This is a genomic window from Streptomyces sp. Y309, from assembly GCF_056712025.1.
The window spans coordinates 200,552-214,438 of record NZ_JBWYAE010000002.1 but is presented as its reverse complement, the minus strand read 5'-3'; the positions used below and the strand labels follow the sequence as shown (position 1 = coordinate 214,438).

8 protein-coding genes are annotated in these 13,887 nt (G+C 73.7%); 1 reads left to right on the top strand and 7 read right to left on the bottom strand.

Annotated features, from left to right (window positions below):
- Nucleotides 1-3: 3 nt before the first annotated feature.
- The 7 genes from AC0KTA_RS40340 to AC0KTA_RS40310 all read right to left on the bottom strand — a co-directional run bounded on the left by AC0KTA_RS40340 (nt 4) and on the right by AC0KTA_RS40310 (nt 12,590).
- A complete protein-coding gene (locus AC0KTA_RS40340; protein WP_481056925.1) occupies nt 4-795 on the bottom strand; it encodes a thioesterase II family protein in 792 nt (263 codons plus the stop codon).
- On the bottom strand, nt 792-1,778 hold the full coding sequence (locus AC0KTA_RS40335; RefSeq protein WP_481056924.1) for an LLM class flavin-dependent oxidoreductase: 987 nt from the start codon (nt 1,776-1,778) through the stop codon (nt 792-794). Before AC0KTA_RS40335 ends, AC0KTA_RS40340 begins: the two co-directional genes overlap by 4 nt.
- Nucleotides 1,779-2,046: 268 nt before the next feature.
- A complete protein-coding gene (locus AC0KTA_RS40330; RefSeq protein ID WP_481056953.1) occupies nt 2,047-3,621 on the bottom strand; it encodes a long-chain-fatty-acid--CoA ligase in 1,575 nt (524 codons plus the stop codon).
- 104 nt (nt 3,622-3,725) lie between these two features.
- On the bottom strand, nt 3,726-9,998 hold the full coding sequence (locus tag AC0KTA_RS40325) for a type I polyketide synthase (protein ID WP_481056923.1): 6,273 nt from the start codon (nt 9,996-9,998) through the stop codon (nt 3,726-3,728).
- 35 nt (nt 9,999-10,033) lie between these two features.
- Nucleotides 10,034-10,357 carry an acyl carrier protein gene (locus tag AC0KTA_RS40320; protein WP_481056922.1) on the bottom strand — a complete coding sequence of 108 codons (324 nt, stop codon included), beginning with the start codon at nt 10,355-10,357 and terminating at the stop codon, nt 10,034-10,036.
- A 255-nt stretch (nt 10,358-10,612) separates the two neighbouring features.
- Nucleotides 10,613-12,070 carry an MFS transporter gene (locus tag AC0KTA_RS40315; protein ID WP_481056921.1) on the bottom strand — a complete coding sequence of 486 codons (1,458 nt, stop codon included), beginning with the start codon at nt 12,068-12,070 and terminating at the stop codon, nt 10,613-10,615.
- 148 nt (nt 12,071-12,218) lie between these two features.
- Nucleotides 12,219-12,590 carry a nuclear transport factor 2 family protein gene (locus AC0KTA_RS40310; protein ID WP_481056920.1) on the bottom strand — a complete coding sequence of 124 codons (372 nt, stop codon included), beginning with the start codon at nt 12,588-12,590 and terminating at the stop codon, nt 12,219-12,221.
- 476 nt (nt 12,591-13,066) lie between these two features.
- Here AC0KTA_RS40310 and AC0KTA_RS40305 point away from each other — a divergent pair, with 476 nt between their 5' ends.
- Nucleotides 13,067-13,849 (top strand): AfsR/SARP family transcriptional regulator, encoded by a 783-nt coding sequence (locus AC0KTA_RS40305; RefSeq protein ID WP_481056919.1) that lies wholly within the window; start codon nt 13,067-13,069, stop codon nt 13,847-13,849.
- The last annotated feature ends 38 nt before the right edge of the window (nt 13,850-13,887 follow it).

Below are 13,887 nucleotides of genomic sequence, written 5' to 3'. Positions count from 1 at the left end.
TGGTCAGGCGGCCGGCTGTGCGGCCAGGCGCCGCAGGTGGCGGCAGAAGTCCGTGATCAGGGCCAGGCCGTGGTGGTCGATGTAGAAGTGGCCGCCCTCGAAGCCGCGGTGGCCCAGGTAGTTCGGGCTGCGGGCGGCCCAGTGGGTCATCGCGTCCGGTGCCTCCTGCAGCGGGTCGCTGTCGCCGCCGTAGGAGGCCAGCGGGCAGGACACGCCCGCGCCGTCGTCCTCGTACTGGGCCGAGACGCGCAGGTCTGCGCGCAGCGCGGGCACGATGAGGGCGAGCAGGTCGGGGTTGTCGTAGACCTCGGCGGGGAACGAGCCCAGCTTTTTGATCCACTGCAGCATCTCGGCATCGGGCATCCGGCTCTGCTCCTCGGTCGGCTTGAAGAAGCCGATGGGTGACCAGCCGGACATGCCAAGGAGCACCGGCTGGCGCTCGCCTTCCTCCCTGAGCCGCACCGCCACCCTGAATCCCAGCTGGGCGCCCAGGCAGTGACCGAAGATCGCGAAGGGCCGTTCGTCGTCCAGTTCGTCCAGGACCGCCTCGTACAGGCCGTCCAGGAGCGGCTCGAAGTCCTCGAAGGTTTCTTCCTCGTGCCGGTTGTGGCGGCCGGGCAGGGTCACCGCCTGGGCCGTCACCTCCGGCGGCAGCAGGGTGGGCCAGTCCCGGTAGATGATGGCGCCGCTGCCGGCGTGGGGGAGCAGGAACAGCCGGATGCTTGCTGCGGGGTCGCTGTGGACGGGGTGGAACCAGGAGCCGGCGGTGGACATGTCCTGGCCGTAGCCGCTCACCGGGAGGCCTCCTTCAGGGCGGGCAGCACCACGTCGGCGATCTGCTTGAGCTGTGAGGCGCAGTCCAGCGAGCCGATCCGGATGATCAGGTGCCGGGCGCCGGAGCGGACGTAGGCGGCCAGCGCGTCGGCGCAGCTCTCGGCGCTGCCCCAGGCGTAGGCCTGCACGGCGGCCATCTGCTCCAAGGTGCGCCCGTAGTAGCGCTGGATGTAGTGCTCGAGTTCGGCGCGGGCGGCGGCCGGGTCCTGGTTGACGGTGATGGTGGCATACAGCGCCGGGGTGATGGCGCCCGCGGGCCGGCCGGCGGCCGCGGCCAGTTCGCTGATGCGCCGCCAGGCGGCTCCGTACGCTGCGGCGCTGGGCAAAAAGGGCATCCAGCCGTCGTAGTGGCGGGCCACCCGCTCCAAGACGCGGGGGGTGTCGCTGCCGGCCAGCCACAGCGGCGGCCCGCCGGGTTGCTGCGGCGCGGGCAGCCGCTCAAGGCCTGCTGCCTGCCAGTAGCGTCCCTCGAAGCCGGCCGGTGTGCCTGTCTGGCCGGCGCGCCAGGCCTGGCGCCACAGCGAGACGATCTCGTCCAGGCGGGCGGCGCGGCCGGTGAACGAGGCGCCCACGGCGGCGAATTCCTCCTCGGTCTCGGGCATCGGGAAGCCCGAGCCGAGGCCGAGCACGAGCCGCGAGCCGGCCACGTGGTCGAGGCTGGCCACCTGGTGGGCGCCGGTGAGGGGGTGGCGCAGCGCGGGGGTCAGGGCGGCCGTGCCCAGGGTGACGCGGCTGGTGACCGCGGCCGCGGCGGACAGCACCACCAGGGGGTCCAGGCGGGGCCGTGCGGTCAGCGAGTCGCCCGCCCACAGCGAGTCGAAGCCGAGCTGTTCGGCCTGGCGGGCGAAGTCCAGCAGCGGGGCGGCGGCGAAGGTGCCGGTGATGGCCTGCTCCCGGGTCGGCAGCAGCACGCCGACGGACGCAGGGCCCGGTGAGGTGTCCATGGGTCGGACTCCGTTCAAGGTCTTCTCGGGGTCAGGTCAGGTCAGGTCGGGTCGGGTCGTTGCGGTGCGGGTCGATGACGGGTCGATGACGGGTCGGAGCGGGTGCGGGTGCGGGTGCGGTGCGATTACGGGCCGGTGCGGTGCGGGTTGGCGCGGGCCGGTGCGGGGTGCGCCGGTGCGGTGCGGGCCGGTGCGGTGCTGGGTGCGGGCGGCGGGGCCCGGGCGCGCCGGTGCCCGCGCGCCCGCGCCCGCGAACTCGCCCCGCGTCTCAGGCCGGTGCGGCCCTCTCGCCCGCCTCGCCGTGGCCGAGCTGCTCGCGGACCGCGCGGCGCAGGATCTTGCCGGAGGGGTTGCGGGGCAGCGCGTCAAGGACGTGGTAGCGGATGGGGATCTTGTAGTCGGCGAGGCGGCCGCGCAGGAACAGCAGCAGCTCGCGCGGGCGCGCGCTCGCGCCGGGGCGCAGCACCACGGCGGCGTGCACCGCCTCGCCCCAGCGCTCGTCGGGGACGCCGACCACGGCCGCGTCCGCCACCGCCGGGTGCTCGCCGAGCTGCTTTTCCACCTCGGCGGGGTAGATGTTCTGCCCGGCCACGATGATCGTGTCGTTGATGCGGTCGCACAGGAACAGGTGGCCGTCCTCGTCGAGGTAGCCGGCGTCGCCCATGTGCAGCCAGCCCCCCGCCAGGGCCTTCGCGGTGGCCTCGGGCCGCCTCCAGTAGCCGATCATGCGGGCCGGGGTGCGGATGCAGACCTGCCCGATCTCGCCCGGGCCCAGGGTGGTGCCGTCGCGGTCGACAATCTTGATGTCGTTGCCGGGGCAGGCCTTCCCGGCGGCCTGCAGCAGGGCGCTGCCCACCTGGTGCGCGGACGGCGGCAGGCACACCGCGACACTGCCCGCCTCGGTGCTGGCGTAGATCTGGGCGAGCTGGCAGTCGAACATCTGAAGGCTGCGCCGCAGCAGCGCCTGCGAGATCGGCGCCGCACCGTAGGCGATCTTGCGCAGGGAGGCGAAGGTCTCCCTGGTGACGCCGCGTTCGTCCAGCATCATCTGCAGCATCGCGGGCGCCACGAAGGTGATGGTCACCCCGTACTCGCCGATCACGCGCACCGCTTCGCTGGGCCCGTACATCGGCAGCACCACATGGGTGGCCCCGGCGCACAGGCCGTGCAGGAACCAGCCCAGGCCCGCGATGCCGAAGCCGGGCAGGGAGATCAGGCTGACGTCGTCGGCGCGCCAGTCGATCCAGTCGCCGCCGTCGGCGCCGGCGGCGGCGATCGCGGCGGGCAGCGTGAAGAACGTCCGGTGGGCGATGACCACGCCCTTGGGCAGGCCGGTGGTGCCGCTGGTGTAGATCTGCAGCACCGCGTCGTCGCGGCCGGTGCCCGGGTCCGGGTCGTGCCCGGGCGCGCCGGCGTACCAGGCGCGCAGGCCCGCCCCGCGGTCGTGGCTGCCGTCCGCTGCGGTGCCGTCCAGGCGCACCGTGGCCCGCAGGCCCGGCCCGCAGCCGGCCTCGGCGGCGGTGGCCGCGAACTCCTGGTCCACAAAGAGCAGTTCGGCGCCGGAGTCGGCCAGGATGTGCGCCACCTCGCCCGCGGTCAGCCGCCAGTTGACCGGCACGATCACCGCGCCCGCCTTGGCGCAGGCCAGGACGGTGACGTAGTAGTGCTCGCTCTCGCGGCCGAGGTAGGCCACCCGGCTGCCGCGGCCGATGCCCGCCGCGGCCAGCGCGTGCGCGGCCCGGTTGCTGTCGCGGTGCAGATCCGCGTAGCTGGTGCGGCGGTCCTCGCAGATCAGCGCCGTGTGCCGCGGGCGCTGCGCGGCATGGCGGGCACACACCTCCATCAGCGTCCAGCCCGTCTCCGGGCCTTCCGTCTCCGGGCCGCCCGCTTCGGGGGGCGGTTCCTGGCGGCGCGTCGGGTGGTGGATCGGGTGGTGGAGGGCGTCGGTCATCGGGCCTCCCCGGACAGCTGGCCCTCGATGAACTCGGTGATCGCGCGCACCGAGGGGTGGTCGAAGGTCAGCGAGGCCGGCAGGCTCAGGCCGAAGTCCGCCTCCAGGCGGGACTTCACCTCCATGCCCATCACCGAGTCCAGGCCGAGGCTGACGAAGTCGGCGGCCGGCTCCACCTCGTCTGCCGAGGCGAAGTGCAGCACCGCGGCCACCCGTTCGCCCACGCTCGCCCCGATCAGCTTCAGCCGCTCGGGGCGGGGCCGGTCCAGCAGCCCCTGAAGATCACCGGCCGCCTCCGCCGCGTCCGCCGCCCGGGCGCCTGTGACGTGCTCGAACAGGGCGTTGGGCACGGGCAGGCGGCCCGTGAACTGCGGCCAGTCGAAGACGTTCACCACCCGCTGCGCGCCGCTCTGGCCCCACAGCCGCTGAAGCGCACGCAGCCCCCAGGAGGGCGAGAACAGCCGCACGCCGCTGCGTTCGATCTCCTTGATGTACGCGGCGTCCAGGCGGGCCGAGGCCCCCACCCGCCCCCAGGAGCCCCAGTTGACGCTCAGCGCGGGCAGCTGTTGGGCCGCGCGCCAGCGGGCCAGGCCGTCCAGGAAGGAGAAGGCCGCCGCGTAGTGCGCCTGGCCCGCTCCGCCGCGGGCGCCGGCGACCGAGGCGATGGAGGAGTACACCGTGAAGAAGTCCAGGTGCTCAAAGGAGGCGGCCGCCTCGTGCAGCAGCCAGCCGCCGTAGACCTTGGGCGCCAGCTGCTCCTCGATGGCCGGCCAGGTAAGGGCGGAGATCAGCGCGCTGCCGATGGCGCCGGCCGCGTGCACGATGCCGCCCACCGGGTGCGCCATCGCGTGCAGCTGCTCCACCAGCCGGTCCACCTCCTTGCTGCTGCCCAGGTCGGCCTGCAGCAGCGACACGTCGGCCCGCTGGGAGAGGTCGGCGAGGATGCCGGCGGCCTCCTCGGCGGGGCGTCCGCTGCGGCTGACCAGGGCCAGGTGCCGGGCGCCCAGGTCCACCAGCTTGCGGGCGGTGACCAGCCCCAGGCCGCCCAGGCCGCCGGTCACCACATAGGTGCGGTCGGCCCGGACGGCGAAGGCTCCCGCGGCGGGCGCTCCCCCTCCCGCAGCACCGCTGCCGCTGCCGCTGCCGCTGCCGGTGTCGGTGTCGGTGTCGGTGTCGCTGCCGGTGCTGGTGTCGGGGGCCGGTTCGGGGGCGGTGACCACGACCGGGCCCGGGCGCGCGGCCAGCACCCGCAGCGCCTCGTCCACCTCATCGGTCCCGAACACCTCATACGGATGGGGGCTGTTCACGTCGGCGGCATCCGCCAGCCCGGCGGCGGTGGCGGTGTCCGCGGCGCGGGCCGCCGCCACGGCCGGCCGCACCCCCGCCTCCAGGACGCTGACCGCGTCCGCCGCCACGGTCACCGGGGAGCCCAGGACCCCGCCCTGGCGGACACTCACCCGCGTGCCGACGGCGATCCCTGCTTCGGGGCCCGCCGCGACGACGGTGCCCGCGCAGGCGGTCGCGGTCACCGGCGAAGCCTCCAAGGCCTCCAAGGCCTCCAAGGCCTCGGGGGCGCCGGGGGTTTGGGGGGCGGGGTCCGGGCGGTCGGGCGCGGGGAGGTCCTGCCCGGTCAGGGCCCAGGCGCTCACCGCCACCCGCACCTGGTCGCCCTGGGGCACCTGCTCCGGGCCGGTGGCGGGCACCGCGCGGGGCGGGCCCGCGGGCAGGTGGTGCAGCTCGAAGGCGCCGGGCCAGGACGGTGTGCTGTCCCCGGCCAGCACCCTGCGCACATGGCGCCGTCCGGCCCGGTAGGCGATCTGGTACTCGTCCGGTTCGGGCGCGCGCCACTCGGCCAGCAGGGCCTGTGCCGCGCCGGGGCCGTCACGGTCGACGTCGACGAGGGTGGCCTGCAGCTTGGGGTGCTCGTTCAGCAGGACGTGGCCGAACCCCCACAGGGCGGCGGCCGCGAGCTGTTCGGTGCCGTCGGCGCCGTCGCCGGGCAGCCACTGGGCGCGCTCGGTGACCAGCCACACCCGCGGGGTGCGCCGCGGGTCGGCCAGGCCCGGCGCGGCCAGCGCCGCAAGCAGCGTACGGAAGTTGTGCTCCAGTTCGGTGCGCAGCCTGCCGTAGGACATCTCGCCGGGGGCGGGCTGCCAGAACCAGGCGACGTCGGTGACCGAGGTGTCGGCGAGCGCCTCGCACAGAGCGGCCGTATCCGGTGCCAGGCTCAGCCGCACGCCGTCCTGCGCGCCGCCCTGCCCGTCCTGCGCGCCGCCCTGCCCGTCCTGCGCGCCGCCCTGCCCGTCCTGCGCGCCGCCCTGCCCGTCCTGCTCGTGCCGGCCGTCCTGCTCGCCCTGCCCGTCCTGCTCGCCCTGCTCGTGCCGGCCGTCCTGCTCGTGCCGGCCGGGGGTGTGGCAGAGGCCGGTGAGGGCGGTGAGTACGGCGGGCGGGGCGGTGCCGGTGTCCGTGGCCGTGCCCGCGAGCAGCACATGACGGTCCGGGCCCCCCTCCGCGCCCCCGGCCCGGGCCGGGGGCTGGGGCAGGGAGCGGCGCAGCCACTCGATGCGGTGGGTGAAGTGCGGTGGGCCGGCCGCTCCTTCGGGCCGGGCCAGCACGGCGCCGAGGACCTCGGCGACCGGCTCGCCGCCCCCGCCCCCGCTGCTCTCTCGGTCCTCGCTGTCTTCCAGCAGGAGCAGGTCGACCAGGCGGTCGGGGCCGTGGGGGCCGTGGGGGCGGACCGTGGCGGCCAGGCGCAGCCGCTCGCCGCGCGGTTTCTTGAACAGCCGTACGCTGTCCGCGCTCTGGAGGGTGAAGACCGGTCCTTGGTCGTCCAGGGCGACGGCGCCGGTCAGGGCGCTTTCCAGGAGGGCGGCGGGAAGCTGTTCCACCGGGCTCGTCTCGCCGGTGGCCAGGGTGCCGGTGACCGTGGCGGGGGTGTGCCGGGCGATGCTCAGCAGGCGCGGCGGGGTGTCGCCGAAGCCGCGGCCGACGGCGGACAGGTCGGTGGCGATGTCCGTGGCGTCGGCCTGGTCGGTGACCGTGCCGGGCCGCTCGGCCAGGGCCCGCAGCCCGGCATCGGGGGCGGGGCTGGTTTCGGGTGTGATCCGGGCGCGTACGAAGGTCCGCACCCCGCCCTCGGCTCCCGCACCGGCTTCATCGCCCGGGTCCGCTTCGCCGCTGCCACCGCTGTCTGTGTCGCTGTTGTCGTTGTTGTTGCTGTCGGTCACGGTGCCGGTGACGGTGATGTCGGCCCGGCCGCTGCCGGTGCGGTGCAGCCGTGTCGTCAGCCGTACGGTCTGCTCGTCGGTGAGGTCGAGGGGCTGGGGCAGGCGGAGTTCGGTGACGGGGTTGCGGGTGTGGCCGAACACCGCGTCCTGCAGGGCCAGCAGCAGGTCCGCCCAGGCGGCCGGGGGCAGGCAGGGCCGCCCGCCATGGTGGTGGCCGGACAGGTCGCCGAGCTCGGCGCGGGTGAATTCGCTGGTGAACTCCCAGACGTGTGCGGGGAGTTCGGCGGGCGGGGTGCGCCGGCCGAGCAGCGGGTGGCGGGCCGGGCCGTGGGGGCCACCTTGGGTGCGGGTCTTGGGGATGGGCAGCCAGTAGGGCTTGCGCTGGAAGGCGTAGGTGGGCAGCTGCTGCTTGGCCGGGCGGCTGCTGCTGGCGGAGTGGTAGGCGTTCCAGTCGACGGGGAGTCCGGCGGTGTAGAAGTCGGCCAGGGCGTGCAGCGTGGCGTCGCCGGTGTCGTCGTTGCGGCGCAGGCTGGCCAGCCAGAGGTGCTCCTCGGCGCTGACGCACTGCTTTCCCAGCGCGCACAGCATGGCCGAGGGGCCCATTTCCACGAAGGCGTGCCGGCCGCGTTTGGCCACCGCGCGCATGCCGGCCAGGAACCGTACCGGTTCGCCGATGTGGCGTACCCAGTAGTCGGCGCTTGCGATCTCGCGCATGCGTGCCACTTTGCCGGTGAGGTTGGAGATGAGGGAGATGGAGGGTTCGCGGAAGGTGACGGTCTGCAGGGCGGTGCGGAACTGTTCGGACACCTCGGCCATCAGGGGGGAGTGGAAGGCGTGGGAGACCGACAGCGGCTTCACCCGGATGCCGTCGGCGGCCAGTTGGGCGCTCGCCTCGGCCAGGGCGTGGGTGGCGCCGGAGATGACGCAGGCCTCGGGGCCGTTGACGGCGGCGACGGCCAGGTCGGGGCGGTCTTGCAGGAGGGGTTCGATGCGTTCGGCGGCGGCGGCGACGGAGGCCATGCCGCCGTGTGTGCTGACGGACTGCATGAGCCGGGCGCGGGCGGCGACCAGGGTGACGGCGTCGGGAAGGGAGAACAGGCCGGCCACGGCGGCGGCGACGACCTCGCCGATGCTGTGCCCGATGAGCACGTTGGGGCGCACTCCCCAGGACATCCACTGGCGGGCGAGTGCGTATTCCAGGGTGAACAGCGCGGACTGGGTGAACAGGGTCTGGTCGATCACGTGCGGGTCGTCGGCGGTGCCCAGCAGCAGTTCGCGGACGGAGCGGCCCAGATGGGGGGTGAAGAGCCGGTCGCATTCGTCGACGATCTCGCGGAACAGGGCGAAGCGGGCGTAGGGGGCGGCGCCCATGCCGGCGTACTGCGCGCCCTGGCCGGTGAACATGAAGGCGACCTTGCGGATGCCGGAGGGTTCGGCGGCGGCCTGCGGCTGCCGGGCGGCGTCCAGGGCGGCCAGCAGGTCCTCGCGGCCGTGGACGGGGGCGGCGGTGCGGTGGGGGAAGTGGGCGCGGCCGGTGTTGGCGGTGTAGCACAGGCCGGTGATGTCCAGGCCGGGGTGCTGGGTGACGAACTGGTGGTAGCGCTCGGCCTGTTCGCGCAGGGCGGCGGCGCTCTTGGCGGAGAGGGTGAGCACCGGCGCGGCCGCCCCACTCCCGCCCCCGCTGTCGCCGCCGTCACCGTGGGCGGGTGCGGGGGCTTGTTCGAGGATGACGGCGCTGATGGTGCCGGCGAAGCCGAAGCTGTTGACCGCGGCCCGGCGCACCGGCGCCTTCCACGGCTCCGAGCGGGTGGGGATCCGTACCGGATACACCTCCCAGGGGATGCGGGTGGAGGGGGTGGTGAAGTTCAGGTGCGGGTAGATCGTCGCCGAGCGGAGCTGGAGGACGGTCTTGAGGACGCCGACGAGTCCGGAGGCGGGTTCCATGTGGCCCAGGTTGGTCTTGACCGAGCCCACCAGGAGCGGGTCGTCCTGGGTGTGGGTGTCGGCGAAGACGTTGCTGATGGCGCCGATCTCGATGGGGTCGCCCAGCGGGGTGCCGGTGCCGTGGGCCTCCACGTACTGGATGTCGCCGGAGGTGAGCGCGGCGTCGGCCAGGGCGAGGTGCAGGACGCGTTCCTGGGCGGGGCCGTTGGGCACGGTCAGTCCGGCGCTGTCGCCGTCCTGGCCGACGGCGGTGCCGCGGATGACGGCGAGCACCTCATCACCGTCACGGGTGGCGTCGGTGAGGCGTTTGAGGACCACAACGCCGCAGCCCTCGGCGCGCGCGTAGCCGTCGGCGCTCTCGTCGAAGGTCTTGCACTGGCCGTCGCCGGCGAGCATCTGGGCGTTGGAGAACATCACCGGGATGCGCGGGTTGTGCAGGGCGTTGACGCCTCCGCCCAGCGCGATGTCGCACTCGCCGCGGCGCAGCGCGGTCACGGCCAGGTGCAGTGCGGCAAGCGAGGAGGAGCAGGCGGTGTCGACGCTGATGCTCGGCCCGCGCCAGCCCAGGAAGTAGGAGAGCCGTCCGGCCAGCGGGAAGAGGGTGATGCCGGAGGCCAGGTGGCCGTCGAGCTCTTCGTAGGGCAGCGCGTCCAGTTCCAGGGCGTAGTCCACGGAGCTGGCGCCGATGAACACGCCGCCGTTGGACTTGCGCAGCGGCGTGGGGTCGATGTTGGCGTGTTCCAGGGCCTGCCAGGCGGTCTCCAGGAGCATGCGCTGCTGGGGGTCGATGTACTGCGCTTCCTTGGGGGAGATGTTGAAGAAGCCCGCGTCGAACAGGTCGATCCGGTCCAGGTAGCCGCCGGCGGCGGCGCGTATCTTGCCCTTGTCGTCGGAGTGCTGGGGGGTGAAGGCGGCGGCGTCCCAGCGGTCGGTGGGCAGCGCGGTGATGCCGGAGGCGCCCTGGGCCAGGAACTCCTCGAAGTCCTCCAGGCAGTTGCTGCCGCCGGGAAAGCGCAGGCCGGCCCCGACGATGGCGACCGGTTCCTGCGCCTGCCCGGCCGCGGCCGGGGTGGTGACGTGGCTGGTGTGGCGCGACATGGCCGCGGCTCCTTCCGTCCAGGGGGATCGGTTGCTTAAGCGCGCCGGCCCGCAGGGGAGGGGGCGCCGGCGAGCAGGCCGGTCAGATACAGGACCAGTTGCTCGACGGTGGGCTCGTTGAACAGCACGTTGGTGTTGATGGACAGATCGAGCATCTCCTCGAGCTGCTGCTTGAGCCGGGTCAGCCGCAGCGAGGTCAGGCCCAGGTCGAAGTAGCTGGCGTCCAGGGGCAGTTCCTCGTCGGCCTCCATCAGCAGAGCGTCCTTGAACAGCTCCTCGACGAGGGCTTCGATCTCTTCTTTGATCTCGTGGGCGGGCAGCTCGCGCAGCCCGTGCGGGGCCGTGTTCGTCTCAGGCATGAAGGTGACCGATCCGCAGAACGTAGGCCGGTGTACGTCTTGACGCACCGGCGAAGGAGCATCCAGCCAAACACCGGCACCTGACACGCCGCTGACCCGCCACTGGCCTGCCCCAGGCCCCGGCCCGAGGCCCGATCCGGGTGCGGAGCTGGTTCCGTACGGGTGCGGGTGCGGGCATGCCGTCAGGCCGGACCGGCATGGTGTACCGGTCCGGCCTGAAGGGGCGCTTGCAAGGTCAGCGGCCGGGGCGGGTGTTCACCGCTGGGCGCGCGGCCGCATGTACCGCACGATGACGCTGGCGGCCAGGCAGAACGCCACCAGCGGGATCAGGCCGGTGCCGAAGGCCTGCGGGTAGTCGCCGGGGCGGGCGCTGTCGCCCAGGGCGGGGAAGAACACCGCGCCGACGACGGCCACGCCGACGGCGACGCCGCCCTCCTGGACGGTGTTGGCGGCGCCGGAGGCCGCGGCCGCGTGCTGGGGGTCGGCGCCGGCCAGGACGGCGCCGGTCAGCGGTCCGGTGGTCATGCCCATCCCGATGCCGGCGAGGACCAGCGGGGCGAGGATCCACAGGATGTGGCCGTCGGTGCCCAGCCACCTCGCGGTCAGCGCGGTCAGGACGTAGCCGGCGGCCAGGGTGAGCGGGCCCGCCGCGTACAGGCGCTCGCCCAGGCGCTCGGCCAGGCGGGTGGACAGCAGCGAGGAGCCGAAGTAGCCGCCGCCCAGGGTGAGGAAGACCAGTCCGGCCTCGGCCGGCGACAGGCCCCGGCCCTGCTGCAGATACAGCGCGAGCAGGAAGAAGAAGGAGCCCATGGCCAGGAAGTAGGTGAGCATGGCCACCAGGCCGACGGAGAAGGTGCGCGAGCGGAACAGCTCCAGGTCGATCAGCGGGCTGAGCCCCTGGCGGGTGCGCCGGCGCTGGTGGGCGATGAAGCCGGCGCCCAGCGGCACCGCGCACGCGAGCAGCAGCCAGCTCCACAGCGGCCAGTCCTGCTCCTGGCCCTGGATGAGCGAGAACACGATCGCCACCAGGGCCGCGGTGGACAGCACCGCGCCGAACAGGTCCAGGCTGCCGCCCTTGTCGCTGCGGGATTCGGGGATCAGGCGCGGGGTGAGGACCAGGGCCACCACGCCGATGGGCAGATTGATCAGGAAGATGGTGCGCCAGTCAAGGCCTGCCACGTCGACGGAGATCAGGGCGCCGCCGATGACCTGGCCGAACACCCCGGCGAGCCCGACCACCAGGCCGTAGACGACGAACGCGCGGGCCCGGGCGGCCCCGGTGTAGACGACGCCGAGGATGCCGAGGACCTGGGGGACCATCAGCGCGGCGGCGGCGCCCTGCAGCACCCTAAAGGCGGTCAGGGCATCGGCGCTCTGCGCCACCCCGCACAGCCCGGAGGCCAGGGTGAAGCCCAGCATGCCCAGCGCGAACATCCGCCGCCTGCCGTAGAGGTCGCCGAGCCGCCCGCCGGTGATCATGCCGGCGGTGAAGGCCACCCCGTAGCCGACGATGACCAGCTGCGACTGGGCGTGGGTGGCGCCCAGGTCGGCCTGGATGGAGGGCACGGCGACGTTGGTGATGAAGTAGTCCAGGACGGTGATGAAGGTGCCCACCATCACGATGGCCAGCGCACCCCAGCGGGGGCCGGCCGCCGCATCCGGTGGTGTCACCTCCTGTTGTGCCCTGGTCGTCGATCCGGCGTCCGTAGTCATCGTGGTGCTCCTTGGGGGACCTTGGGAGATGAGGAAAGGCCGTCAGGCCGGCCGCCGCGCGGGGTCGGGCGCGCGCACTCGCACAGACGGGCAGACCCCCCTTCGTCCCGCGGGGATCCGCCCGGTGTGCGCGTGCGCGGGGCTGTCCTCAGGCGCCGGCGGGGACCTTGTCGAGGAAGCCGTAGACGGCCCTGATCTTTCCGGCGCCGTCGCTCACCGCGACGTCGAAGCCGATGACGAGGTTCTCGCCGCCGCCGGCCGGCACCAGCTCCCACTGGAAGCGGGCGATGTGGTGGTTGGCGTCGACCTCGCCGAGGATGCGGAAGTCGAAGCCCGTGAACTGCTCCCGGGCGCCGGTGATCACGGCGCCGATGCCCTCGTGTCCCTGCACGTCGGCCAGCGGGTCGGTGTAGGTGGCATCCGCCGTGAACAGCTCGGAGATCGCGGCGGCGCGCTTGTGCTGGTCCGGCTCGTTCCACACGGCGATGTATCGGCCGGCCAGTTCGGTCAGGTCACTCACGCGTACTCCTTGATCGCTAGCGATTGCGTCGGGGCCCGATCGGCCCAAGGGCCCAGGGGCTCAGGGGCGCGATCGGCTCGGGCGGCTCGGTCTGCTCGGGCAGCTCGATGTGCCCGCGGCTGCCGGCCCGGGCGCGCGGGGCGCACGGCTCGGGGCGGCACCTCACTTCACTGTGACAGAGCCGGCTCAAGGGGCACTCGAAGGCAACTCGAGGTCCGAGCCGCCCCCGCCCCCCACCCCGTCAACTCCCGCTGCGCGCCCGCCTGTCCGGCCGCCTGAGGCCCGCTCCTCCGGCCGCCTGAGCCCGGCTCGTCCGGCCGCCGCGGGCGCGGCGCGTTCGGCCGCGCCGATGCCGTATCTCCAGCGGCGTTCGAGGCGCCGCTGCCAGGTTCAACCAACGCGGACACACTCCGCAGCGCCCTTCGGACGGGAGCCGACACCCCGCCCGGGGGGCGACAGGCAGGGAGGAGCAGTCAGTGAAGTTCAAGATTCTCGGCTCACTGGGAGTCGAGGTGGACGGGCACTTCCACAGCATCCGCGGCGGACACCAGCGGGTGCTGCTCGCCGTGCTCCTGGTCAACGGCGGCCGTCTCGTCTCGGCCGAGGAGCTCTATGGCGAACTGTGGGGCGAGAAGCCGCCGGTGACGGTGGAGAACGCCCTGCACGCCCATGTCTCCCGGCTGCGCCGCACCCTGCAGGCGCTGGGGCCGGGCGCCCCGTCGCTGCGCACCCGCTCCACCGGCTACAGCCTGGAGTTTCCCGCCGGGGATCTCGACCTGAACGTCTTCCGCCGCCAGGTGGCCCGGGCCCGCTCGGTGATGGCCGCCGACCCGCGGGCGGCGGCCGCGCTGCTGGATGAGTCGCTCGGCCTGTGGCGGGGGGCGGCGCTGCAGGACGTCGCCGGGGGGCTGCTGTGCCGGTCGGTGGCGGTGCAGCTGGCCGAGGAGCACCTGGCGGCGACGGAGGACAAGCTGTGGCTGGACTTCGAGCGTGAAGTGCCCTCCGCGATCGGGGAGTTGAAGCGGATGAGTGTGGTGCATCCGTGGCGGGAGCGGGTCACCGAGATGCTGATGCTGGCGCTGTACCGGTGCGGGCGCCAGGCGGAGGCGATCGAGACCTACAACGCGGCCCGCGCCCGGATGGTCGCCGAGCTGGGCACCGAGCCCTCCCCGCAGCTTCGGGAGCGGTTCCTGGACATCCTCAACCAGGTGCCGGCCTGCGGCACGCAGCCGGGCAGGACGGCCCCGCTGCCGGTGTGAGCCCCGCACCCCGGCTGTGAGCCCCGCACCCCGCCCCC

Bases quoted from the DNA above. Each gene is read 5' to 3' on its own strand.
- AC0KTA_RS40335 (WP_481056924.1), bottom strand. From the start codon at position 1,778: ATGGACACCTCACCGGGCCCTGCGTCCGTCGGCGTGCTGCTGCCGACC.
- AC0KTA_RS40330 (WP_481056953.1), bottom strand. From the start codon at position 3,621: ATGGAGGTGTGTGCCCGCCATGCCGCGCAGCGCCCGCGGCACACGGCG.
- AC0KTA_RS40325 (WP_481056923.1), bottom strand. From the start codon at position 9,998: ATGTCGCGCCACACCAGCCACGTCACCACCCCGGCCGCGGCCGGGCAG.
- AC0KTA_RS40320 (WP_481056922.1), bottom strand. From the start codon at position 10,357: ATGCCTGAGACGAACACGGCCCCGCACGGGCTGCGCGAGCTGCCCGCC.
- AC0KTA_RS40315 (WP_481056921.1), bottom strand. From the start codon at position 12,070: ATGACTACGGACGCCGGATCGACGACCAGGGCACAACAGGAGGTGACA.